14 protein-coding genes and 4 pseudogenes are annotated in these 22,501 nt (G+C 63.2%); 13 read left to right on the forward strand and 5 right to left on the reverse strand.

Translation table 11 applies throughout. The features are described 5' to 3' along the window. The first annotated feature begins 38 nt into the window (after positions 1 to 38). The 5 genes and pseudogenes from GOAMR_RS00995 to GOAMR_RS01015 all read left to right on the forward strand — a co-directional run bounded on the left by GOAMR_RS00995 (position 39) and on the right by GOAMR_RS01015 (position 5,604). Positions 39 to 1,494 (forward strand): annotated as a pseudogene (locus GOAMR_RS00995) (type I restriction-modification system subunit M). 236 nt (positions 1,495 to 1,730) lie between these two features. Then, a pseudogene (locus GOAMR_RS01000) lies at positions 1,731 to 2,639 on the forward strand (restriction endonuclease subunit S); the annotation flags it as partial. Positions 2,640 to 2,646: 7 nt separating this feature from the next. After that, positions 2,647 to 4,737 carry a GmrSD restriction endonuclease domain-containing protein gene (locus GOAMR_RS01005; RefSeq protein ID WP_040513959.1) on the forward strand — a complete coding sequence of 697 codons (2,091 nt, stop codon included), beginning with the start codon at positions 2,647 to 2,649 and terminating at the stop codon, positions 4,735 to 4,737. 38 nt (positions 4,738 to 4,775) lie between these two features. Continuing rightward, the gene (locus GOAMR_RS01010) at positions 4,776 to 5,177 is read left to right on the forward strand and encodes a hypothetical protein (protein ID WP_170319094.1); all 402 of its coding nucleotides are present in this window, start codon (positions 4,776 to 4,778) and stop codon (positions 5,175 to 5,177) included. 91 nt (positions 5,178 to 5,268) lie between these two features. Further along, the gene (locus GOAMR_RS01015) at positions 5,269 to 5,604 is read left to right on the forward strand and encodes a helix-turn-helix domain-containing protein (protein WP_040513960.1); all 336 of its coding nucleotides are present in this window, start codon (positions 5,269 to 5,271) and stop codon (positions 5,602 to 5,604) included. 141 nt (positions 5,605 to 5,745) lie between these two features. Here the strand turns inward: GOAMR_RS01015 and GOAMR_RS01020 are convergent, their stop codons facing one another. The 3 genes and pseudogenes from GOAMR_RS01020 to GOAMR_RS23910 all read right to left on the reverse strand — a co-directional run. After that, the gene (locus GOAMR_RS01020) at positions 5,746 to 8,262 is read right to left on the reverse strand and encodes a DEAD/DEAH box helicase family protein (protein ID WP_005181428.1); all 2,517 of its coding nucleotides are present in this window, start codon (positions 8,260 to 8,262) and stop codon (positions 5,746 to 5,748) included. Positions 8,263 to 8,822: 560 nt separating this feature from the next. Next, on the reverse strand, positions 8,823 to 9,161 hold the full coding sequence (locus GOAMR_RS25705) for an integrase core domain-containing protein (RefSeq protein ID WP_040514001.1): 339 nt from the start codon (positions 9,159 to 9,161) through the stop codon (positions 8,823 to 8,825). Continuing rightward, positions 9,142 to 10,251: pseudogene (locus tag GOAMR_RS23910) on the reverse strand (IS30 family transposase); the annotation flags it as partial. The gene GOAMR_RS25705 and the pseudogene GOAMR_RS23910, both read right to left, overlap by 20 nt. 134 nt (positions 10,252 to 10,385) lie before the next feature. Here GOAMR_RS23910 and GOAMR_RS01030 point away from each other — a divergent pair. The 6 genes and pseudogenes from GOAMR_RS01030 to GOAMR_RS01055 all read left to right on the forward strand — a co-directional run bounded on the left by GOAMR_RS01030 (position 10,386) and on the right by GOAMR_RS01055 (position 17,401). After that, positions 10,386 to 11,647 (forward strand): annotated as a pseudogene (locus GOAMR_RS01030) (IS256 family transposase). A gap of 91 nt (positions 11,648 to 11,738) precedes the next feature. Next, positions 11,739 to 12,683 (forward strand): Rpn family recombination-promoting nuclease/putative transposase, encoded by a 945-nt coding sequence (locus GOAMR_RS01035; protein ID WP_244427206.1) that lies wholly within the window; start codon positions 11,739 to 11,741, stop codon positions 12,681 to 12,683. Between the two features lie 262 nt (positions 12,684 to 12,945). Continuing rightward, a complete protein-coding gene (locus GOAMR_RS01040; RefSeq protein ID WP_005181446.1) occupies positions 12,946 to 13,344 on the forward strand; it encodes a hypothetical protein in 399 nt (132 codons plus the stop codon). Between the two features lie 91 nt (positions 13,345 to 13,435). Then, positions 13,436 to 13,654 carry a type II toxin-antitoxin system VapB family antitoxin gene (gene vapB, locus GOAMR_RS01045; protein ID WP_005181448.1) on the forward strand — a complete coding sequence of 73 codons (219 nt, stop codon included), beginning with the start codon at positions 13,436 to 13,438 and terminating at the stop codon, positions 13,652 to 13,654. Beyond that, positions 13,654 to 14,061 (forward strand): PIN domain nuclease, encoded by a 408-nt coding sequence (locus GOAMR_RS01050; RefSeq protein ID WP_005181454.1) that lies wholly within the window; start codon positions 13,654 to 13,656, stop codon positions 14,059 to 14,061. The genes vapB and GOAMR_RS01050 overlap by 1 nt, the downstream gene beginning before the upstream one ends. Positions 14,062 to 14,065: 4 nt before the next feature. Next, entirely contained in the window at positions 14,066 to 17,401 is a 3,336-nt protein-coding gene (locus tag GOAMR_RS01055) for a DEAD/DEAH box helicase family protein (protein ID WP_005181457.1), read from the forward strand. Positions 17,402 to 17,430: 29 nt separating this feature from the next. Here the strand turns inward: GOAMR_RS01055 and GOAMR_RS24990 are convergent, their stop codons facing one another. Then, positions 17,431 to 18,507 carry a coiled-coil domain-containing protein gene (locus GOAMR_RS24990; RefSeq protein WP_005181458.1) on the reverse strand — a complete coding sequence of 359 codons (1,077 nt, stop codon included), beginning with the start codon at positions 18,505 to 18,507 and terminating at the stop codon, positions 17,431 to 17,433. A gap of 134 nt (positions 18,508 to 18,641) precedes the next feature. Between GOAMR_RS24990 and GOAMR_RS01065 the strand changes: the two genes are divergently transcribed. Together GOAMR_RS01065 and GOAMR_RS01070 are read left to right on the forward strand one after the other, a co-directional pair. After that, positions 18,642 to 19,685: a site-specific integrase gene (locus GOAMR_RS01065; RefSeq protein ID WP_005181461.1), complete on the forward strand. Its 1,044-nt coding sequence runs from the start codon at positions 18,642 to 18,644 to the stop codon at positions 19,683 to 19,685. A gap of 121 nt (positions 19,686 to 19,806) precedes the next feature. Further along, positions 19,807 to 21,462: an amidohydrolase gene (locus GOAMR_RS01070; protein WP_040513961.1), complete on the forward strand. Its 1,656-nt coding sequence runs from the start codon at positions 19,807 to 19,809 to the stop codon at positions 21,460 to 21,462. Here the strand turns inward: GOAMR_RS01070 and GOAMR_RS01075 are convergent. Then, the gene (locus GOAMR_RS01075) at positions 21,447 to 22,400 is read right to left on the reverse strand and encodes a LysR family transcriptional regulator (protein ID WP_040514002.1); all 954 of its coding nucleotides are present in this window, start codon (positions 22,398 to 22,400) and stop codon (positions 21,447 to 21,449) included. The genes GOAMR_RS01070 and GOAMR_RS01075 overlap by 16 nt on opposite strands. Positions 22,401 to 22,501 lie beyond the last annotated feature (101 nt).

Raw genomic sequence — 22,501 nt, forward strand, 5'->3', positions numbered from 1 at the left:
TCGGCGGTCTGTCGGCACCGTCCACTAGAGTTTCCGGGGTGATCACCGGTGAGCTGAAGAGCAAGATCGACCGTATCTGGGATTCGTTCTGGTCCGGCGGCATCTCCAACCCCCTTGAAGTGATCGAACAGCTCACCTATCTGCTGTTCATCCGCCGCCTTGACGACGTCCAGATCCTCGCCGAACGCAAAGCGACCATCACCGGCAAACCCCTGGACAACCCGGTATTCAGCCCCGATGAGGCGCATCTGCGGTGGAGCCAGTTCAAGAATGCTTCCCCGGAAGTCATGCACCACACGGTCGCCAACCATGTGTTTCCGTTGCTGCGGTCGATGGGTGATGGCACCACCTACAGCGAGCACATGCGCGATGCCCGCTTCACCATCCCGACCCCGGCCCTGCTGTCGAAGGTCGTCGACATGCTCGACGACATCCCGATGGCCGACCGCGACACCAACGGCGACCTGTACGAGTATCTGCTGTCGAAGATCGCGGCGGCCGGTGTGAACGGCCAGTTCCGCACTCCCCGCCACATCATCGACCTGATGGTGCAGATGACCGCCCCCCGGCCCGGCCGACGAGATCTGCGACCCCGCCTGCGGTACTGCGGGCTTCCTGGTGGCAGCGAGCGAGTACATCCGCGACACCCACACCGACGCCCTGCTGGATGCCAAGCAGCGCAACCATTTCCACAATTCGATGTTCCACGGCTACGACTTCGATTCGACGATGCTGCGGATCGGTTCGATGAACATGCTCCAGCACGGCATCGAGTCCCCCGACATCCGCTACCGCGACTCCCTGTCGGAGGGCGCGAGCGAGGACGCCGAAAGGTACACCCTGATCCTGGCCAATCCCCCGTTCGCCGGCTCCCTCGACTACGAGGCCACCAGCAAAGACCTCCAGCGCACGGTGAAGACCAAGAAGACCGAACTCCTCTTCCTGGCCCTGTTCCTCAAACTCCTCAAGCCCGGCGGACGGGCCGCGGTCATCGTCCCCGACGGCGTCCTCTTCGGATCATCCAAGGCGCACAAGACTCTCCGCCAGCTCATCGTCGACGACCAGAAACTCGACGCCGTCGTCAAACTCCCCTCCGGTGTCTTCCGCCCCTACGCCGGCGTGTCGACGGCCATCCTGTTCTTCACCAAAACCAACTCCGGCGGCACCGACAACGTCTGGTTCTACGACGTCCAAGCCGACGGCCTCTCCCTCGACGACAAACGCAACCCCGTCGACGCCAACGACCTCCCCGACGTCCTGGCGCGTTGGCGCAACCTCGCCGCCGAGGCCGACCGCCCCCGCACCGCCCAGTCCTTCCTCGTCCCCAAGGCCGACATCGTCGCCCAAGGCTACGACCTGTCCCTCAACCGCTACAAAGAGATCGAATACGACGAAGTCGAGCACCGCCCGCCCCTCGACATCATCGCCGACATCGAAAAGTTGGACGCCGAAATCACCCAGGGCATCGCCGACCTGAAAGCGATGCTGTCGTGACGGTCCTGGCTGATGTACTTGACTTTGCTGGTGTCCCCGAACGTATTCGAGAGCCGGAGAACGAACGGTTCGTCACACTTAAGCTAAAGGCAGCCGGAGCCGTTCAACGTGTAATCAAAGACGGAAAAACTCCAGTTCCGTTCACTGGCTACCGGATCGCCGCTGGCCAGTTCATATATTCGCGCATTGATGCGCGAAACGGTGCCTTTGCGCTGGTACCGGACGCTTTGGACGGCGCCGTCGTTTCAAAAGACTTCCCCATTTTCAACGTTCGATTTGGTCGAATCGAGCCATCCTACCTCTTGCACTTGATGCGGGCTGGAGTCCTCCAAGACCAGATCCGCGCCTCCAGCTTTGGTGCAACGAACCGTCAGCGCATCGCAGAAGCGACGCTACTGTCGTTTCAGATCCCACTCCCCCCCCTCCCCGAACAACGCCGCATCGCCACAATCCTCGACCACGCCGACTCCCTCCGCACCAAACGCCGCCAAGTCCTCACCCACCTCGACTCACTCATCGAGTCTGTCTTCCGCGATATGTTCGCGGAGGTCCCTGCTACCTCGACTGTCGCTGCCGAAGCTTCACTGATAAGAACCGGCCCGTTCGGCAGTCAACTACTTCACAGCGAGTTCGTTGACGAAGGAATCGCAGTCCTGGGCCTCGACAATGTAGTTGGGAACAAGTTCCGTTGGGCCGAACGCCGTTTTATCACACCCGAGAAGTACGAGAAGCTGACAAGGTACACAGTTAATCACGGCGACGTTCTCATCAGCATCATGGGTACAACTGGCCGATGCGTTGTTGTCCCCGATGACATCCCCACCGCGATCAACACGAAGCACATCTGTGCGATTACGCCGGAAACCGAACGTCTTAACCCAGAATTCCTGCGGGCAGCGTTCCTCTGGCATCCCGATTCGTTGGCACACCTCCGCCGCCAAACCAAGGGCTCAATCATGGATGGCCTCAACATGGGCATCATTAAGGCGATGCCCATTCCGGTACCGCCGCTCAGTACACAGACCGAGTTCGCCGTGAGACTGGCCCGTATCGAATCCGAGCACGAGACCACTCACGCAGTAGCGAACCACGATGACGAACTCTTCACATCTCTCCAATCCCGTGCCTTCAGAGGGGACCTGTAGGTCAATTATGGACACCCATAAACGCACTCCACAGCAGTTGTTCAACCAACCACAGCATCTTGTGATTCCACTATTCCAGCGCAAATACGTTTGGGACGAGGAAGACCAGTGGGCACCACTGTGGAAAGACGTACGTCGGATCGCGAACCTCACTCTTGAGAATCCGATGGCGCGACCCCAGCACTTCATGGGTGCGGTGGTGTTGCAAGCCCAGGCGGTGACGACCGCGAATGTCCCGACGTGGAACGTGATCGACGGCCAACAGCGCCTCACCACCCTCCAGTTACTCATGGACGCGGTGAGTGCGGTGATCTCCGAACGCGGGGCCGAAAAATCTGCCGAGCAACTGGACATGCTCACTCACAACCCCACGGCATTCGTCGCCGACGGTGAGAGTGCCCTGAAAATACGGCATTTGAATGTCGATCGCGCGGCGTTCAGCGAGGTGATGGAGGCACCGGTCCCCGTCGACTACGTGTCGCTCACACACTCGAGAACACTGATCGCACAGTGCCATGCCTATATGACCGCTCGGGCTGAGGAGTGGCTGAACGAAGGCGAGGGCGACATCGCTCAGCGCGCCACGGTCCTCGCCGATGCGTTGCAGTCCCAACTGCAACTGGTGACCATCGAACTGACCGCCGAAGAGGACTCCCAGGAAATCTTCGAAACACTCAACGCCCGCGGAGCTCCGCTGACCGCAGCGGACCTTGTCCGCAACTATGTCTTTCAGATGCTCGATGCCGAGGGCGCCGACACGGAGAAGGTCTACCACCAGGGCTGGCCGTTCGAGAGCAAGTTCTGGGAGAAGGAGATCAGTTTCGGTCGTCGCAAGGTCAGCCGCAGCTCCCTGTTTCTCAACCAGTGGCTTGTGTCGCGGATCGGCGAAGAGATCAGTCCGCATTCGACGTTCAGCCGGTTCAAGTCGTATGTGAAGCACAGCGGACCGGCGATGACCGCTCTCCTGCCCGACTTGAAGCAGCAGGCGGACTTGTACGAACGGTGGTCCGTCAACGCAGAAGAATCGTCTCGGCAACTCGATCCGGTCGAGATGGCCGTGTACAGAATGCGGGCCAGCGGGATTGAACTCCTGACGCCGCTGCTGCTCTGGCTCCACGAGCCCGGCAAGGATGTCGACGCGGCCGTCGTCGCCGGGGTCATCGGGCATGCGGAAAGCTGGCTGTACCGCCGTCAGCTTCTCCGTCTCTCGAACTCCGATCTCGGCCGCATCGTCGCAGACTTCATCGGAACCAGCTCGCGTTCAGAACCGGCGGACCTTCCGGATCGGATCCAGCGGTACCTGCGCCGGCTGAACGCGGTGAGTACCTACTGGCCCGGCGATACCGAGCTTCGCACGGCGCTGATTACGGCACCGGTCTACAGCCGATTCCCTCGCGCCCGGTTGCGTGCTTTCCTCGAAGCGGTCGAGGACAAGTACCGTTCCGAGACGAAGCAGCCGCAGGTACCCCGCACCTCGCTACCTATCGAGCACCTGCTCCCGCAAAAATGGCAGGAGCACTGGCCGGTCGCCGACGAAGTCGAAGCGACCGAACGGCAAGCGCACGTGAACCGCCTCGGCAACCTGACCTTGCTGACGACGTCGCTCAACTCGAAGGTCTCGAACGGCGCTTGGGACCAGAAGCGGGCCGCCCTCCAGGACCACAACACGATCACCATGACCGGCCGTGTTCTCACCGCCACCGCCGACGCAGCCTGGAACGAAGAACTCATCGACAAGCGGACCCACACCCTGATCGACGCCCTTCTGAGCATATGGCCGGTCCCGGACGGCCACGAGGGAGTCGTCGCCGGACAGCAGCCGGTTTCGGGCGACGACGTGGAGATCAAGCATCTGGTCGCCGCGGGCCTACTCAAGGCCGGCGACCAGATCGTCGGCCGTAAACCCAACGAGGTGGGCACCATTACCGAATCCGGAATCGATTGCGGCGGCAACCCATTCTGGTCACCATCGGGCGCGGCCCGATTCGTTCGCGGCGGCGGCCATACCAACGGCTGGCGATACTGGTCCCTCAAGGACGGCCGCAAGCTGGCAGACGTCCGCGACGAGTACTTGACCAAGCCGGAGCCCACCCAGTGAGCACCCAAAGCGACGGCATCGAACACTTCACCGCTGAGGTGGAACGGCGAGGTGGATTCGCTGAGCGCATCCCGGGTCGCAAGCTCTTGTTCGAGGTGTCTGGTGCGGACGGGCAAACATACTGCGTGAAGCTGAAAACCAAGTCGAAGAGCAAAGATCCGTGGCAGGGCTCCAAGAAGGACGGATACCCCGGCGCGAATCCCGAGGCCGACGCCTGGGTATTCATCGACAATCAGGCAGACCCCGCCGATGCACCCGTGGCACCAGCGGATTTCATGCGCAACGACATCGCTCGCGAACTCGAGTTGTGGCTTCAAGCCGATCCTTCACGGAACGCCGACAAGAACGACCACCACAAGATCGACACCTTCAGGGTCGAGGACTGGGCAGGCCGATGGGACCTGATCGGACTGGACTTCGGGTCTGTGGACGGGTCGTAACCGCAGAGGACGAAGGTCAGGAAGTCGTAATCCGGAATAGTAATGAACAGTTACTGTCACACAACTGCGCACACACGCGTACACTGTGGGCATGAAAAATGCACTGCGTGTCGACCCGGCAACGATGTCGCCAAACACGTGGAACGAGATCAGGGACTACTTCGCCGCCGCTGAAGCTGCCGGCGAGGTCGTTGAGATCACGTCGCGGCTTGAACTGCTCACCCCCGCTCAGGCCGCTGACCACCTCGGCGTCTCGCGGTCAACAATCGCACGACGTATCGACAGCGGCGATATCCACGCAATCAAAGTTGGCGCCCATCATCGCATTCCGCTGAAAGAGTTCGAACGATTTCGCGATGCGCGTAGCATGGCCAAATTGATTCGCGCTACGAGCGAGGAGATCGAAGCCGACCTGTACGGTGAATGACACACAGAGGGTCTTTCTCGACGCCAATGTGGAAGAGCCGCTTTACCCTCGCAGTCAACCACTGACGACCAGCGAGCGCGAACCTCGGATTTTCTATCGCGGTGCACGATGCATGTAGTTGCTATAGCAAGAGATTCGTCGTTACGGGATGATCGGCGCCTCGACGTACTTCTGAAAGATCCGGTCGCCTGTCAGCTGGCCATGGCTAAGCCGCTCTCTGACAGCCTGTTCGTCACCCCACCGGCCTTGGCCGTCCGCGAGTGCCACCGCGAACGCGCGAACTGCCTCTTTGAGTTCCTCGAGCTTCGCTGGTGTTACGACCTTCATGCCATCAACAACCGTGCCGCGGTCATCTATCGTCCGGCTGGGATGCAGCATGATCGGGATACTCTGAACGCCAACGTTCTGCTCCTTATTCCATCGAATACTGCCTCCAAGCTGGTCGACGTCCTTCTTCACGATAGTGTCGGTGGTGCAACCAGTCTTGAGTTCGATGACAGCGTGGCGACCAGGCCCAAGGACCCAATGGTTATCTGGCCCCTTCCCGTAAAGCTGTTCTGGACGAGTGCTATCAAACCCTAGATGTCGGCCAAGCTCTTGCCACGCGTGCTCGGATTCTTTGGTTCGTTCTTCGTCCCACTCGATCTGGTCAAGGAGAGCTCGAACTCCGAGAACCAGGGACATCTGATCTCCGTACTCAGAAGATAGGAAGTCTGCTGCCACGCGGGCCTGAGCGACAGCTGGTTTCGCAGAGGAGAACGCGATTCCGGCTGGTGGGCGTAGAACGTGAGGGTTCGACTTTACGGCTGTTACAAGCGCTCTCTGGGCAGCGACTGGATCGGTGAAATACAGATAGGAAGCTTTTTGCTCCATTAGCCATCCACGCAGTTCTGGGTCTTCGAGATCGTTAATGGCCGCCTGGAGCTTTAATGCTGCTTCGCTTGTTTGCCCAGCGGCGGCGAGATCGAAAGCCACCCTTCCCGCAACTGCATCTGGGCGGACTACGCCCGTTTGGCTATAGCGGACCTCAGCGAGAGCCCTACGCCCACTGCCTACCCAATTTGGGTCCTGATCGAGGCACAGAGTGAGGACTGTTCGAACTGCTTCCAGCCCTTGCCCCTTGATCTGCGTGGCAACGTCCCTGCTCAGCCTCAGTTGCGCCTTCGTTGCAGGAGAGAACAGTTCAAGCCAGCGCGGGTCGTGTGTAGCCACGCCAAGGTTAGCTCCGAGGAGGAGCACCGCGCAGTGGTCGCTACTCTCGCGGACCCCACGGCCCATGCCCTGTTCAATACGTTGCACGTCACGCATGCGTCGAATCGGACTGCCACTCAGCGCTACTGCTTCGCGCCTTTCGACTGCGTCCATCGGCTGGGGCACACCATCAAGAATTAGGAGCTCACACGCCTCGTGCGGCAAATCCACTCCGTCATACTTATTGACAAGCACTACAAGCCCAACGTGACCGGTCTTGAGTTCCGCGACGCCGGCTTCCAGGTCCTTCACGTAGTGGATGCGGTCTGCGTATGACTCCCATACAGCCGCCGCTTTCGTGCTCGGCACTAGGACTACCACGTTGATCGGCTTCGAGTCGGGGACGTTGTCGCCGTTACGGTCTCCTTGTGAGAACTGCTTAGCGAGAACGCGCACCGCCTCATCGTCGAGGTTTGGATTAAGAGCAACCGGCGCGAGGATCATCCGATCACCTAGGTCCGCAGCGCTACCCGGCGTCACGGGTTTTGAGATGTGCGCGGGATCAGCGTCCAGATCGGTCACCAAGACGCTGTCATCAGACAATGTTGCGGTCAGATAGACCCGGCGCGTTGCGCGCGCGAACGAAGGGATCGCAGAGATCGGCGGGCAAGGCGGGCGCACTTCTATGTGGCGGGGGGTAACCGTCGCGGCACATAAGTGCAGTATATGACCGATTAGAGGCCACGTGAAAACGAAGCCATTCTCCGTCCTATGCGGATGGAGTATGGACATGACTTGGTCGGCCTTTTCCACCCAGGACCAGTAGGGGATCCGGGCGGCTGCGCCAAAATCGCCAGCCTGGAGGTCTTCCCAAACCTTGTTGGATTGTACGCGCAAATCCGCCGCGAAGAGATCGATCAACGCTTCGTAGGCGGCGTGCGACCTGGGAATGGACAGGCGGAATTGACCTTCGGTCGTGGCTAGCGCTGCATGCGCATCGTCGACGATGACGACACCCAGATCGAGTGGCTCTCCCCGGTCGTCTCCTACAACTCCGAAAACTGACCTTCCGTTAATGAGCTTTTGGTAGGTAGTCACCAGAATGGCCTGCTGAGCGCGGAAGTCCGGATCATTCGGATCGTCGGCGGTAGTGAACGAGAGTCGATCGGCTTCTTCCCGAACGCGGGTAGCGAGATACGTGTCCGGTGCGAGGTAGACAGCCTTCCCGATACCCTCATTCAATGTGCTCTGTGCAATCAAGAGGCCAGCCACGGTCTTTCCACCACCGGTGTTCTGTTTGATCACAACGTCGCGGTCGTCCTTGCGTTTGAACCATGCTTCGAGAACTTCACCCTGCTCCTGACGCAGGTATGGCCAAGGCTTGTGGGCTATCGCCGCATAAATATCACGAGGACGAAGTAGCGGTTCGTTGGCGCCAGCGCCGATTCGGCTCCAGTCCAGAGTCATTCCCTACCTTTCGATCATGCGCGGAGAGCTTGTTCAACACTTGAAACTTCGATCTGCCGGCCTCGGGGTCTGTCCGAGGATGCCGACTAGTCACACCTCGCGTACACCCTGTATCAGCTCAGGAGCCCGTCCATCGATCGATCGCAGCCTCGTAGACGGCATCCGTGAACGATGACGACGGTACTGATGCCGGGACCTGGCGCGATGGAACCGACGCTGCTCGCGCGACCGCGATCTGGAATCCAACGAGACCGAATGGGTCTGGACCCACATGTTCCTTGCCTGGCGAAAGACCGTCCGGCGCGGCCGAATCGTTCCACGTCACAGCCTTGTCGGCGGTCAAACGCACGGCAGCCCCCTCAGGCTTAGTAGTAGACGGCCACCACCCTGCGACCTCCCTCAAACACCCTACCCGTGAGAAACAGACGATACCGGAAGGCCCTCATACGCGTCGGCTCAGGTGACAACTCACATCCGTCCATGGGCAGGGCAACCGGTGTCGCCTAAACCAACACAACAGCTTATACCCGAAGTGATCCGTCCCGGCGTTTCCGGAGAGCTCATTTTGTGAGTACTCCCTCCGGATTGAGGGCGCGTAGCTGATCGTAGTGCAACTGTTCGGCGTGGTCGGGGGTGAGGTCGTGGCAGTAGCTGTGCGGGCGTTCGCGGTTGTAGAACGCGATCCATTCGGCGGTGCTCAACGACAGCTCGGCCAGTCCGTGATGCAGTGGCTGGTTGTCAACCAACTCGTTCTTGTAGTCGGCGTTGACCGACTCGGCCAGGGCGTTGTCGTAGCTATCTCCGACGCTGCCGATCGAGGCGGCGATACCTGCTTCGGCCAAACGCTGACCGAAGGTCAGTGCCGTGTACTGGGCGGGTTCAATCGGTCGATGCAACACCGGGTCGTTTGCCTGAGTGTAGTTGCTCTCCAAAGACTTCGGCGGGAGTCCTCCACTCAAGGGCTTTTCGGGGGCGGTTGTTGAGGGTGTAGGCGATGGCTTCGAGGTCGGCGGCTGACCACCGAGATAGGTCTGTCCCCTTCGGAAAGTATTGGCGTAGCAGTCCGTTGGTGTTCTCGTTCGACGGGCGTTGCCACGGTGAATGCGGATCGGCAAAGAACACCTGTGTCCCGGTATCCATCGCGAACTGGGCATGTGCGGACAGTTCTTTGCCACGATCCCACGTCAACGTCTTACGCAACTGCTGCGGCAGCTCGGCCATCGACGCCGTCAGTGCCGCGTTCATCGCGATGGCTCCGTAGCCACCGAGCGCCGGACCGTTCTTCACATACGCCTGCTCACCCCAGCCCTGCTGGCGCGGCAGGTGCACTAGAAGGGTTGCACGGCTGCGTCTTTCGACAAGAGTACCAATAGCTGAGCGGCCCACCCCGATGATGAGATCACCCTCCCAGTGACCGGGGACGGCGCGGTCTTCGGCTTCGGGTGGGCGCTGACTGAGCACGACATCGGAGGTGACATGACCCTGCGGTTTGTTGCGTGAGCGAGCACGAGGCTCCCGTAGGGCTCGCCCGGTGCGCAAACACGCCACCAGCTCACGTTTGAGCGCGCCGCGGCCTTCGATGAACAGGGACTGATAGATCGCCTCGTGGCTGATACGCATGGACTCATCATCAGGGTAATCGACCCGCAGTCGCTGGGAGATCTGCTCCGGGCTCCATGCCAGCGACCACCGGCGATCAGCCCGGTGCGGCTTGTTCAGCCCTTTCCATTCAGGTGGCGTGGGCCCAACCACCAGTGTGCCGTCGGGCCGGCGAACAACGCCGGCGAGGCGGTCCTGGACGTAGGTCCGCAACTCTTCGTTCGCCACGAGTTTCGCCGTTTTCGGACGCTTAGCGCCCTGCTGAGCTTTCCACTGCGCCACCAATGCCCGATACTCAAGTTTCCCGCCCCTGGTCGCAGCGTTGCGTCGCAACTCACGCGAAATCGTTGCGGGACTGCGTCCGATCTGTCGAGCGATCTCTCGCACGCCACGGTAGTGCCCCATAGAGTGGTGTAACTCGGTGGCCGAGATCGTCTTCGACGTTATGTCGGCAGACGCAGGAGCGGCCACCGTGTGATCCTTCGAGTCAACCTTCCACAGAATCCTCGAACGGAGTCATCACGATGGCCGCGCCCCATATTGTCGACCCTGCCGGCCTGCTTGGCCAAGCCCTCGCTGACGCATCCCCGGATCTGATGCGTGAGCTGCTGCAGACCATGATCAACGCCCTGCTGTCAGCCGATGCCGACAGTGTGTGTGGTGCCGAGTGGAATGCTCGCTCGGCCGAGCGCACCAACCGCCGCAACGGTTACCGCCACCGGCCCCTGGACACTCGTGTGGGCACCGTCGACGTTTCGATCCCCAAGCTGCGGTCGGGCAGCTACTTCCCGGAGTGGTTGCTCGAGCGCCGCAAGCGGGCCGAGTCGGCGTTGATCACGGTCGTGGCGGACTGCTACCTGGCGGGAGTGTCGACCCGGCGCATGGACAAGCTCGTCAAGACCTTGGGCATCGACTCACTGTCGAAGTCGCAGGTCTCCCGGATGGCCGAAGACCTCGACGAACAGGTCGCCGCGTTCGGGCACCGACGCCTGGACGAGGCTGGACCGTTCACGTTCGTCACCGCGGATGCACTGACGATCAAGGTCCGCGAGAACAAGCAGGTCGTCAAAGCCGTCGTACTGTTGGCGACCGGCGTCAACGGCGATGGCCACCGCGAAGTCCTCGGCATGCAAGTGGCGACCAGCGAGAGCAAGGCCTCGTGGAACACCTTTCTTCGCTGACCTGGTCGCCCGAGGTCTGGGCGGAGTCCGGCTGGTGACCTCGGACGCGCACGCCGGCCTGGTCGAGGCGATCGCGGCGAACCTGCCCGGTGCCGCCTGGCAGCGCTGCCGCACCCACTACGCCGCCAATCTCATGGCCGTGTGCCCCAAATCCATGTGGCCGGCGGTGAAGGCGATGCTGCACAGCGTCTACGACCAGCCCACTGCCGCGGCCGTCAACGCCCAGTTCGACCGGCTTCTGGAATACACTGAAGGGCGACTCCCCGACGTGGCCGAGCACCTCGGCGATGCACGCGAAGACCTCCTCGCGTTCACCGTGTTCCCCGACGACGTGTGGCGGCAAATCTGGTCCAACAACCCCACCGAGCGACTCAACCGCGAGATCCGCCGTCGCACCGACGTCGTGGGAATCTTTCCCCAACCGGGACGCCATCGTCCGGCTCATCGGCGCCGTCCTGGCCGAGCAGACCGACGAATGGGCCGAAGGACGCCGATACCTCGGACTCGAAATCCTCAACAGGTGCCGACTCACCCTGACCACCGACCCCGACACCAACTCGCAGACGGAGGTGAGTACCGATCCGCTGATCGAACTACCCGCCTGACCACCAACGAAGGATCAACAACCAGTTACACCACCACACGGGGCTTGACCCATCCACGGGCCGACAACCACACGACGCCCTGTTCCGGCTGATTTTCACCGACCCGGAGAACGCCGGATCAGAACTGCGTTCGGTGCTACCGCCCGAACTGACCGCACACATCGACTTCAACGACATGGTGCTTCAAGAAGGCACCTTCGTCGACGAAAACCTACGCCACCGACAAACCGACGTCCTGTTCAAAACGACAGTCCAGGAGGACGACGCGTACGTTTACGTCGTCATCGAACACCAAAGCACCCCGGACCCACTGATGGCGTTCCGCATGCTGCAATATCAGGTCCGCATCTGGGACCGACACGTCAAGCAGCACACGATTCGACCAGGCCAACGACCGCTGCCACTGATCATCCCGGTGGTCATCTACCAGGGCCGGCGCCGATGGACCGCACCCACCGACATCGCCGACCTCCTCGACATCAACGACTCGCTCGGCGCTGCGGCCGACGGTCTGATACCGCACGCGAGCTACCTGCTTGACGACCTCACCACCGTCAGCGACGCCGCCCTGCGCGCCCGACCACTGACAACCGCGGCCCGCATAACCTTCGTATTCCTCACTAAAGCACCAGAAGACCCAAACGCCATTCGCTGGCTGCCCGAGTGGACCGACCACATCAACCAACTCGACTCCAGCCGCCTCGAAGCCCTATTCCAGTACCTTGTAGTTGTCAGTACTACGCAGGTCGAAGACATCATCCGCTATACCGCCACCGTGGGACCCGAAGCCGAGGAGGCCGCAATGAACACCGCAGACGTACTCCGCGCGGAAGGCCGAGCCGAAGGCCGAGCCGGGGCTCTGGCCGAAGGACGAGCTGGGCTGCTCATCGAGCTACTGACCGCAAAATTCGGTGACGTCGATACCGATACGCGTGAGCGCGTCGCGCGCGCCAACACCGAACAGATTTCGCAATGGAGCGCCCGCCTGGTCCTCGGAGCCGACACCCTCGAACAGATATTTGCCCCTGAGGGGTAAACACACCTGGCCGCGGGCTTACGGTCACCGACGACACGGTGTCCCTTCCTATACTCGGCGCATGACTGACATCGTGATTCCGCTCGCTACCGGTGCTGCGGCGCTGGATGAGCTCGATCGTGTCGACTGGGAATCCCTTGCTCACGCATATGGCATCGGGAGGGGTGACGACGATGCTCCTCACACGGATGTTGCGGGTTCCCTTCGGGGACTGTCGATCACCGATCCGGACCATGAGCCACAGTGTGGAACAGGCACTACCGTGGGCGAGACGTCGGCGTTCGACGATGCGATCTACCTGTTGTACGGCAATATCTGGCATCAGGGCACCATCTATCAGGCCACCGCGTACGCCGTCCCGTTCCTGGTCGCCTACGCCGCCGGCGATAACACACCACAACAACAGCGGCGCAGCATCATCGAGTTGCTCGCCTTCATCGGTATCGCCTCCTCATTCGAGGCTCCCGAAGGCTATTACGCCGGGTCGTGGGGTTCGACCAATGTCGGCCCCAACACCCGCGCCGCCATCGCCACCAGCGCCGACCGGCTGCGGCCGATGGCCGACGATCCCGAACTGCGCCCGGTCATCGACGCACTCCTCCGTCTGCCCGACAACCCCGAACAGGCGGCGACCGCGCTGTCAGCACTCGTCGACGACTGATCCCGTGTTCCACGACGTGCCCGCTGGACGAACCATAACCTCGCCATCACATCCACACCCTGATAGCGTGGGAGGTCAGAGGTGATATCACATGACGGACATTTTGATCCGCAATGTCGACGACGAGGTGATCGCGCGCATCGACGACCAGGCCCAGAGCCTCGGCATGTCCAGGTCCGAGTATCTGCGGCAGCAGCTGAAAACCATCGCCCATCCACGTGGCCGGACCACCCGCGCTGACCTCGACCGATTCAGCGCACTCGCCGGTGACCTCCTCGACGATGAGGTCATGGCGAAGGCGTGGGATTGATGGCCTGGCTCGTAGACAAGTCGGCGTTGGTTCGCATCGCCCATTCGCCCGACGCCGATCAATGGCAGGACCGTATAGCGCGCGGCCTGGTACACATCTCGTCCACCACGCTCTTGGAAGTGGGGTTCTCGGCCCGTTCGGCTTCAAGCTGGGTTGAGCTGCAAAACACCCCACCGGTCTCTGACCTGCCGGTCGAGAGCATCACTCCGCGAACCGAGTCACGCGCTCTCGAAGTGCAACATGCCCTCGCCGACCGCGGAACCCACCGCGGCCCCGGCCCTGCCGACCTGCTCATCGCCGCGATCGCCGAACTGTCGGAACTGACAGTGCTGCACGTGGACAAGGATTTTGAGCTGATCGCCGATATCACCGGCCAACCGATGGAACGACTGACGGGGGATTTCTGAGACCGTGAGCAACTTCGCTTTCGTCCGCCAAACACTGCCGACGGTGTACGAGGATTGTGCTCGCGCCGAATCGTATCTGCATTCCGATCCGCGGTCGGCGTGCTTCTACTCGCGGCGGGTGGTCGAGGAGATCGTCGGCTATCTCTACGATGTGTTGTCGCTGCGGATCCCGTACAAGGACGACCTGGCGGCCAAGATCGGCGATGCGACGTTCAGACGTCTTGTACCACAAGGTATTACGGACAAGATGACGCGGATCCGCAAGATCGCGAACACCGCTGTGCACGATAATCGGCAGATCCGGCCCGATGTGTCGCTGGCGGTGCTGCGTGACGTGTTCAACGTCGTGGTGTGGGCGTCGTACCACCACTCCCCCTACCCGCAGGCGGTGGATCTGCGCACACAGTTCGATCCGAAGCTGGCGGCCCACGCCGCACCTCTGTCCCGGGACCAGTTCGCGCAGATCGCGGCCAAGTTCCGGGCCCAGGACGAGGCACGGGCGCGGGCGCTCGCCGAGAAGACCGAACTGCTCGCCGCCCGCGACGCCGAGATCGCCGCGCTGCAAGCGCAGATCGCCGCCGCGCAGGCCGCCGCGGCACCCGACGACCGGGACTACAGCGAATCGGACACCCGCGATGTGTTCATCGACCTGATGCTGCACGAGGTGGGCTGGCCGCTCGACCAGGATCGGGACCGCGAGTACGAGGTCACCGGCATGCCGAACGCAGGAGGCAAGGGATTTGTCGACTACGTGCTGTGGGGTGCCGACGGCCGGCCGCTGGCCGTGGTGGAGGCCAAACGTACCTCGAAATCACCGGAGGTCGGACAGCAGCAGGCCGGCCTGTACGCCGACTGCCTGGAGAAACAGTTCGGCCGGCGGCCGGTGATCTACTACACCAACGGCTACGAACATCGAATCTGGGACGATGCCGCCGGCTATCCGCCCCGCGAGATTGACGGCTTCTACACCGCCGCCGAACTCGAACTGCTCATCCAGCGCCGCCAGACCCGGCTGCCGCTGACCACCGCACCGGTCAACACCGACATCGCCGGACGCCCCTACCAGGTGCGCGCCATCAAAGCGGTCGGCGACGCCTTCGACCGCAAACAACGCGAAGCGCTGCTCGTGATGGCCACCGGCGCCGGCAAGACCCGCACCGTCATCGCGCTCGTCGACCTGCTGCAAAAAGCCAACTGGGCCAAGCGGGTGCTGTTCCTGGCCGACCGCACCGCACTGGTCAACCAGGCCGCCAATGCTTTCAAGGAGCACCTGCCCGGGTCCACCACCGTCAACCTGGTCACCGAGAAGGTCACCGACGGCCGTGTGTACGTGTCCACCTATCCGACGATGATGAACCTCATCGACGACACGGTCAACGACCAACGACGTTTCGGCCCAGGATATTTCGACCTCATCGTGATCGACGAGGCACACCGCTCGGTGTACGCCAAGTACGGCGCGATCTTCGACTACTTCGACTCGCTGCTGGTGGGCCTGACCGCCACCCCCAAGGACGAAGTCGACCACAACACCTACCGGCTGTTCCACCTCGAAGACGGAGTCCCCACCGACGCCTACAGCCTCGACGAGGCGGTCGACGCCGGATATCTGGTGCCGCCCAAAGGGATCAGCGTCGGCACCAAGTTCCTGCGGTCCGGCATCGCCTACGACGATCTCACCGAGGACGAGAAAGACCAGTGGGACGCCCTGGACTGGGGTGAGGACGGACCACCCGACGAGGTGGGTGCCGAAGAACTCAACCGGTTCCTGTTCAACGAGGACACCGTCGACAAGGTGCTGTCGACGCTGATGACTCAGGGTTACAAGGTTGCCGGCGGCGACCGCCTCGGTAAGACCATCATCTTCGCGAAAAGCCAGAAGCATGCCGAGTTCATCGAGAAACGCTTCAACCTGGCCTACCCCGAGCATGCCGGGCAGTTCGCGCGCATCATCACCCACGGCACCCCGTACGCACAATCGTTGATCGATGACTTCTCCATCAAGGACAAGGCACCGCACATCGCGATCAGCGTCGACATGCTCGACACCGGTATCGACGTCCCCGAAGTGCTCAACCTGGTGTTCTTCAAACAGGTGCGGTCCAAGTCGAAGTTCTGGCAGATGATCGGCCGCGGCACCCGGCTGTGCCCCGACCTGTTCGGGCCCGGCGAGGACAAGCAGGACTTTTTCGTCTTCGATTTCTGCGGCAACCTCGAATACTTCAGCCAGGACCTCCCCGGGTCGGAGGGCAGTATCCAGAAGTCGTTGGCGCAGCGCCTGTTCGAGGCCCGCCTGGGCCTGGTGACCGCGCTCGGTGACGACGAACCCGACCTGCGCAAGTCCACCGTCGATGGATTGCACGAGATCGTCGCCGGCATGAACCTGGACAATTTTGTCGTCCGGAAACACCGCAAGACCGTCGAACGGTTCGCCGAACCCGACGCGTGGTGCACGCTCTCCCCCGACGACGTGGAAGCGGCACTTCCCCTGGGAGGGTTGCCGTCGTCGGTGCGTGACGACGACGAGGATGCCAAACGGTTCGACCTGGTGGTGCTGCGCCGCCAGCTCGCCCAACTCAACGCCGACGCGCTTGCCGCCGAGCAGCTTCGGTCCCGCATTCAGGATGTGGCGGCCAGTCTGCTCGGTAGGACCTCGATCCCGTCGGTCGCCGCGCAGGCGGTACTGCTGGAGTCGGTGGCCGGTGACGAATGGTGGATCGACGTCACCCTCCCCATGCTCGAAGCGGCCCGCAGGAAGTTGCGCGGGTTGGTGCGGCTCATCGAGAAGACCTCCCGCAACCCGGTGTACACCGACTTCGAGGACACCATCGGCGAAGGTGTCACCGTGGAACTGCCCGGCATCACCCCCGGCACCAACTTCGACCGGTTCCGGTCGAAAGCCGAAGCGTACCTGCGCGACCACCTTGACAACCTGGCCCTGCAACGGCTGCGCCGTAACCGCCAACTCACCGCCGACGACATCACCGAACTCGAACAGATGCTGCTCGCCTCCGGTGGGCAGGAAGGTGACATCGTGTTCGCCGGGCGGCAGACCGGTGGCCTGGGCGTGTTCGTGCGCGGCCTCGTCGGCCTCGACCGCGGCGCCGCCACCGAAGCATTCGAGCACTATCTGAGCGGCACCATGTTCACCGTCGAGCAGGTGCGATTCGTCAACCACATCGTCGACGAACTCACCCGCAACGGAGTCATGGAACCGGGCCGGCTGTTCGAATCCCCGTACACCGACCACGGCAACCCGTTCGACGACGACGATCTTTTCACGATCGCCGACACCCTGCGCCGTATCACCGCGTCGGCGATGCCCGAGCAGGTCGCATAACCGCACAGGCGCAGATCCATGCCGCCCGCCTAGTCCTGAGCGGTCGGCCTGCGCTGTTCATCGGTCGGCGCGGTCTCCTGATCGGTCAGCCTGGTCGGTTCGATCCGGTCCAGCAGCACACGCAATGTGGTGGCTTCGGTGCGTGCTGCGGCCAGTTCCAGCGTCGCACCGGTGAGTTGGTCCTGGGTGGCGCGGCCCGTGGCGGTGAGTTTCTCGACCTCCTCGCGCAGCGCGGTGAGCTGGCCGGTCAGGTCGGCCTCGACGGTGGCGGCCCGCTGTTCGGCGAGCGCTGCGCGTTTGTCGTTGTGGATGGCAGCGTCTCGAGCCGATGCCAGGGCAACCGTGAGGTTGTCGACCTCGCCGCGTAGCGCGGCGAGCTGTGCGGTGAGGTCGGTCTCGATGGTCGTGGCCCGCTGCTCGGCCAGCGCGGTGCGTTTGTCGGAGTCGGCGGTGGCGTCCCGTGCCGTTGCCATTTGTTCGCGGAGTACCTCGGTCTCGAACTTGACGGTAGCAAGAGTCTTTTCTGCCTTGGCCAGTTCGGCACGAGCGGCATCGGCCGTGGCAAGAGCCTCGGCCCGGTCGGCGGTGGCTACCTGCGCGACCCGCTGGGCGGCGTCTTGGGCCTTCTGCTGGGCGTCCATGGCCGCCTGATGTCCCTGTGCGGCGTTGCGGAGATCCGTCACAGTGTCTTTTGTCGCCGCCAACTCTGCCTGGGCCTTCGCCAACGACGTTTCGGCCTCGACTTGCTTGGTCTCGGCCCTGGTCTGAGCTGCGACGGCGTCGCCGGCCTCCTTGGCGAGGCGGTCCAGTGCGGCGGCGTGCCGGGCTTCCAGCTCGGCCATCGCAGTGACCACGGCTTTCTGCCACAGCGGCTGCAGATCGTCCACGATGTCGGCGGGTATCGCGATGTCGCCGCGTTCGGCGGCCTGCACCGCCCGGCGCTTGTCGCGCAGCCATGAGGCGACGAGGTTGTAGTCCCCCAAACCGCTGTGACCTCGGACTTTCTCGTAGAACGCCTTGTTGGCGACCTTCGCGTCGGCCGCGATCGTGTCGGCCCAGGTCTGCTCCAAGATGTTCGTCTGATCCGGCATGAGCGTGGTCGCCACCGTAGTTCTCCGTTCATTTGCCGTGAATTCGCGGGTTCAGGGCAATAATACTCGTATGAATACTGATATTCCTCATCTCACGCCCAAATGTAGTGTATCGCGATAATGATCCTTATCGCGGTATCGTTACCGGAATGGACATCGAGCTGTACGACGGGCGCGTAGAGGCCGATCTGACTGCACCGGTACGCGTTCCGACGGAACTGGTGCGTGCCGCGGTCGACGACGCCCGGTCGCCGGTCCCCGTGGAAGTGCATCGGTCGGTGGCGCTGTCGGTGGCGCGTGGGTCCGAAAAGACGGCCCGGCTCCGGCTGGAGAGGCTGGCACGGGTGGTGCTGGCGACCGGGCAGGTGGACTCGCCCGCCGCGGTGTGGTCGACCGATTGGGCCGCGCTGCCTGCGGAGGTCTACCAGTCACTGGACCGCTCGATCGGCGGTGTGTGGGACGCCGCGTCGACACGCAATGCCATGCGCGATTCGGTACGTGCGGTGGTGCGGGCCTGCCGCGACGCCGGGCTGATGGACCACGGCACCGCGACGGTCGCATTGTCGGCACTACAGCCGGAGAAGATCGGCCGCGACGAGGACAAGCAGGCACGCGGACATATCGACGCGCACCGGGTCAAGGCCGCGTTCGAGGCACTGGCCGCGGACCCGTCGGCCACGGCCAGGCGCGACAGCGCACTGATCGCACTGCTGGTCGGGGCGGGCCTGCGCCGCGGCGAGACGGTGACCCTGGACCTCTCGGACGTGGACGCGGCACGCGAGACGCTGGTTGTGACCGGCAAGGGCGGCGTGGTCCGCTCGGTGCCGCTGGCCCCGGGGGTGCGGCGGGCGCTGACCGCGTGGTTGGAGGTACGTGGAGAGGGCGCCGGTCCCCTGCTGACGCCGATGAGTAAGGAGGTTCCCCGCGTGGCGGTCGTCGAGACCGGCCGCAGGCTGTCGGTGGATGCGGTGGCCGCCGCGGTGCGACGCCGGTTCCTCGGCGAGTCGGAGGCGGTGCGGCCCCATGACCTGCGGCGCACGTTCGTCGGCGATCTCCTGGACTCCGGGGCCGACCTGTCGACCGTGTCGAAGATCGTCGGCCACAGCAACCCGGCGACGACGGCAGGCTACGACCGGCGCGGGATCGCTACCCGACGAGCTGCGGTCGACCGCTTGTCGGTTCCGTTCGTGTGAGGCAGTCGTGGACGCGCATCACCCGGACGGCGATGCCCGAACAGGTCGCTTAGGGCCACGCGGACACCGCACGCGCGTTACGGTGGAGCGGTTCGCCTCCCACCGATCACCAGGGGTCAGCATGGCCGCCGATCACGTCTTCACCAATGCCGCTGTGTGGCAGCCGGAAACCGCTTCGCCCGCCGATACCGTGGCGGTCACCGACGGTGTCATCTCGGCTATCCGCATGGGTGTCGATACCGACCTCGTCGGTCCGGGCACGCAGGTGCATGATCTCGGGGGGGCCGGTCTGCTGCCCGGGTTCATCGACGCCCATGTGCATCCGGTGGCGGGCGGTTTGGCCGCACTGCGCTGTGATCTGTCCGAACTGGCGCACGATCGGCGCGGCTACCTCGACGCCATCGCCGAGTACGTCCGGACCCACCCGGATGAGCCGGTGATCAGCGGCAGCGGGTGGTACGGAGATGCCTTTCCTGGTGGTCTGCCCACCAAGGACGACCTCGACTCCGTCGTCGGTGATCGGCCGGTGGTCCTCTCCAGCCACGACGGGCACGGTGTGTGGTCGAACTCCGAGGCACTGCGGCGTGCCGGAATCAGCGCTGCCACTCCCGACCCGGACGGTGGGCGCATCGAACGTGACGAGCGCGGCGAACCCACCGGGGTGCTGTTCGAGAGGGCCTTCGACGCGGTCAACGCGCTGATCCCCGCCGATGGCCCCGACCGGTTGCGGGACGCTCTCCTGCTCGCCCAGCAGCGTCTACTGTCCGTCGGCGTGACCGGCTGGCAGGACGCCGGTGTGGGCATTCCCGCGTTCGGGCTCACCGACACCCTCGATACGTACCTCGCGGCCGATGCCGCGGGCGAACTCGTCGCGCATGTCTGCGGAGCGCTGTGGTGGACGGCCGAGGAGGGTATCGGGCAGCTCGGCACCATCCTGGACCGTCGCGATTCCGCACGTGGGCCGCGCCTGCACATCGACACCGTGAAGGTGATGCAGGACGGAATCTGCGAGAACTGCACGGCCGCCATGCTGGAGCCGTACTGCAACATCCCGGCCGACGCACACTCCGAGGGGCTCTCGTTCATCGACCCCGTCGAGTTGGCCGATGTGTGTGCGCTACTGGCACGCAACGACTTCCACATCCACATGCATGCGGTGGGTGATCGTGCGGTCCGCGAATGCCTCGACGCCCTCTCCTCGGCGGTCACCGCATGCGGGGACTTCGCCGCGCACCATCAGATCGCCCACCTCGATGTCGTCGATCCACTGGATATGCCCCGATTCCGAGAACTGGGTGTCACCGCCAACATTCAGGCGCTGTGGGCGCGTCGTGACATCGAGATTGTCGAACGCAAACTGCCACTGCTCGGACCGGAACGGGAGGGCCGGCATTTCCCGTTCGGGTCGCTGCTGCGGGCCGGAGCGCAGCTCGCGATGGGCAGCGACTGGCCGGTCACCGACCCCAACCCGCTCTGGGCGCTGCACACCGCCGTCCACCGCACCGGATCACGGGCCGACCCGCACGCCATCGGCCCCGACGCGCGGACCGTCCCGTTGCTCGCCGACGAGGCCATCTCGCTGCGGTCGGCGGTCGACGCCTACACTGCCGGTGCCGCGAGGGTCACCCACCGCGCGGCACGCGCCGGGACGATCGAGGTGGGCAAGGACGCCGACCTCATCGTCCTCGACGGCGACATCACCACCGCCGACGATATCGGCGAGCTGGCCGTACAGACCACCATGGTCGGCGGCGCGGTGGTCTACGAGCGTCCGTGATCGCGGTCGACCGACCGTTCGGCGGCGGCGAAATGCCGTTTGCACAGTTCCTTGAACGCCGACGCACGGTTGGTCAGGCGCACCCCGGCCAAATGCGCGATGACAAGCTCCAGTGCGGGCGCGCTGTCGGTGAGCTCGATCGCCGCGACCCTGCGACCGTCGTAGGTCAGGTCGTGGGCGGGCCGCTGATTGAGGATGGAGAAGCCGAAACCGTGCGCGACCAATGACCTTACCGTCTCGAAACCCGTACTGCGGAAACGGATCTGCGGGGTGAACCCGGCCCTGCGGGGCAATGACAGGAAGTAGTCGCGGCTGTGTGGCAAGTCCAGCAGCACCATCGGGTCGGTCGCGAACTCGCTCAGCGTGGCCTCGCGGCGGCCGGCCCGCGGGATCGGATGATCGACCGAGACGATGACATACGGCCTGCTCATCGCCAGCGGCTGGTAGGTGATTCCGTCGTCGCGGTCGAACCCGTACATCAGCGCCAGCTCGCACTGGCCGTCACGCAGCAGGCGCGTCAGATTCTCGTGCTCGCTTTCGATCACGTTCACCCGCACCTGCGGAAACCGTTGCTCGTACGCCGACAGCAGCGTCGGCAGACCGAACGGAGCGATCGTCGAGAAGCAGCCGACAGCCAGATCGCCGATCAGCGAGGTGCCCAGGCGTGCTGCCGAATCGGCCAACTCCACCGAATGCGCGAGAAAGCTGCGCAACTCCTGCCGGAAGTTGCGGCCCGCCGAGGTCAGTTCCAGACCCCGCGCATGCTGACGGATCAGCAACTGCACCCCGAGTTCCTTCTCGAGCTGCGCTATCGCCGTCGACACCGCAGACTGGGACACCATGAGGACCTTCGACGCCGCGGTCATGCTGCCGAGATCGGCGGCCGCGGCGAAGTACCGAAGCTGCACCAGAGTGAAGGATGGGTCCTTGGCAGGCATGGTCATCGACCTCTTCGATCAAACGTATGGACTCGATAGATCAGCGTACTGATCGGTAATACGGGCGAACACGACATCAACACTTTCTGCATCAACTATTC

The sequence above is a fragment of the Gordonia amarae NBRC 15530 genome, assembly GCF_000241345.1.
In the GTDB taxonomy this organism is placed as follows: Bacteria; Actinomycetota; Actinomycetes; order Mycobacteriales; family Mycobacteriaceae; genus Gordonia; species Gordonia amarae.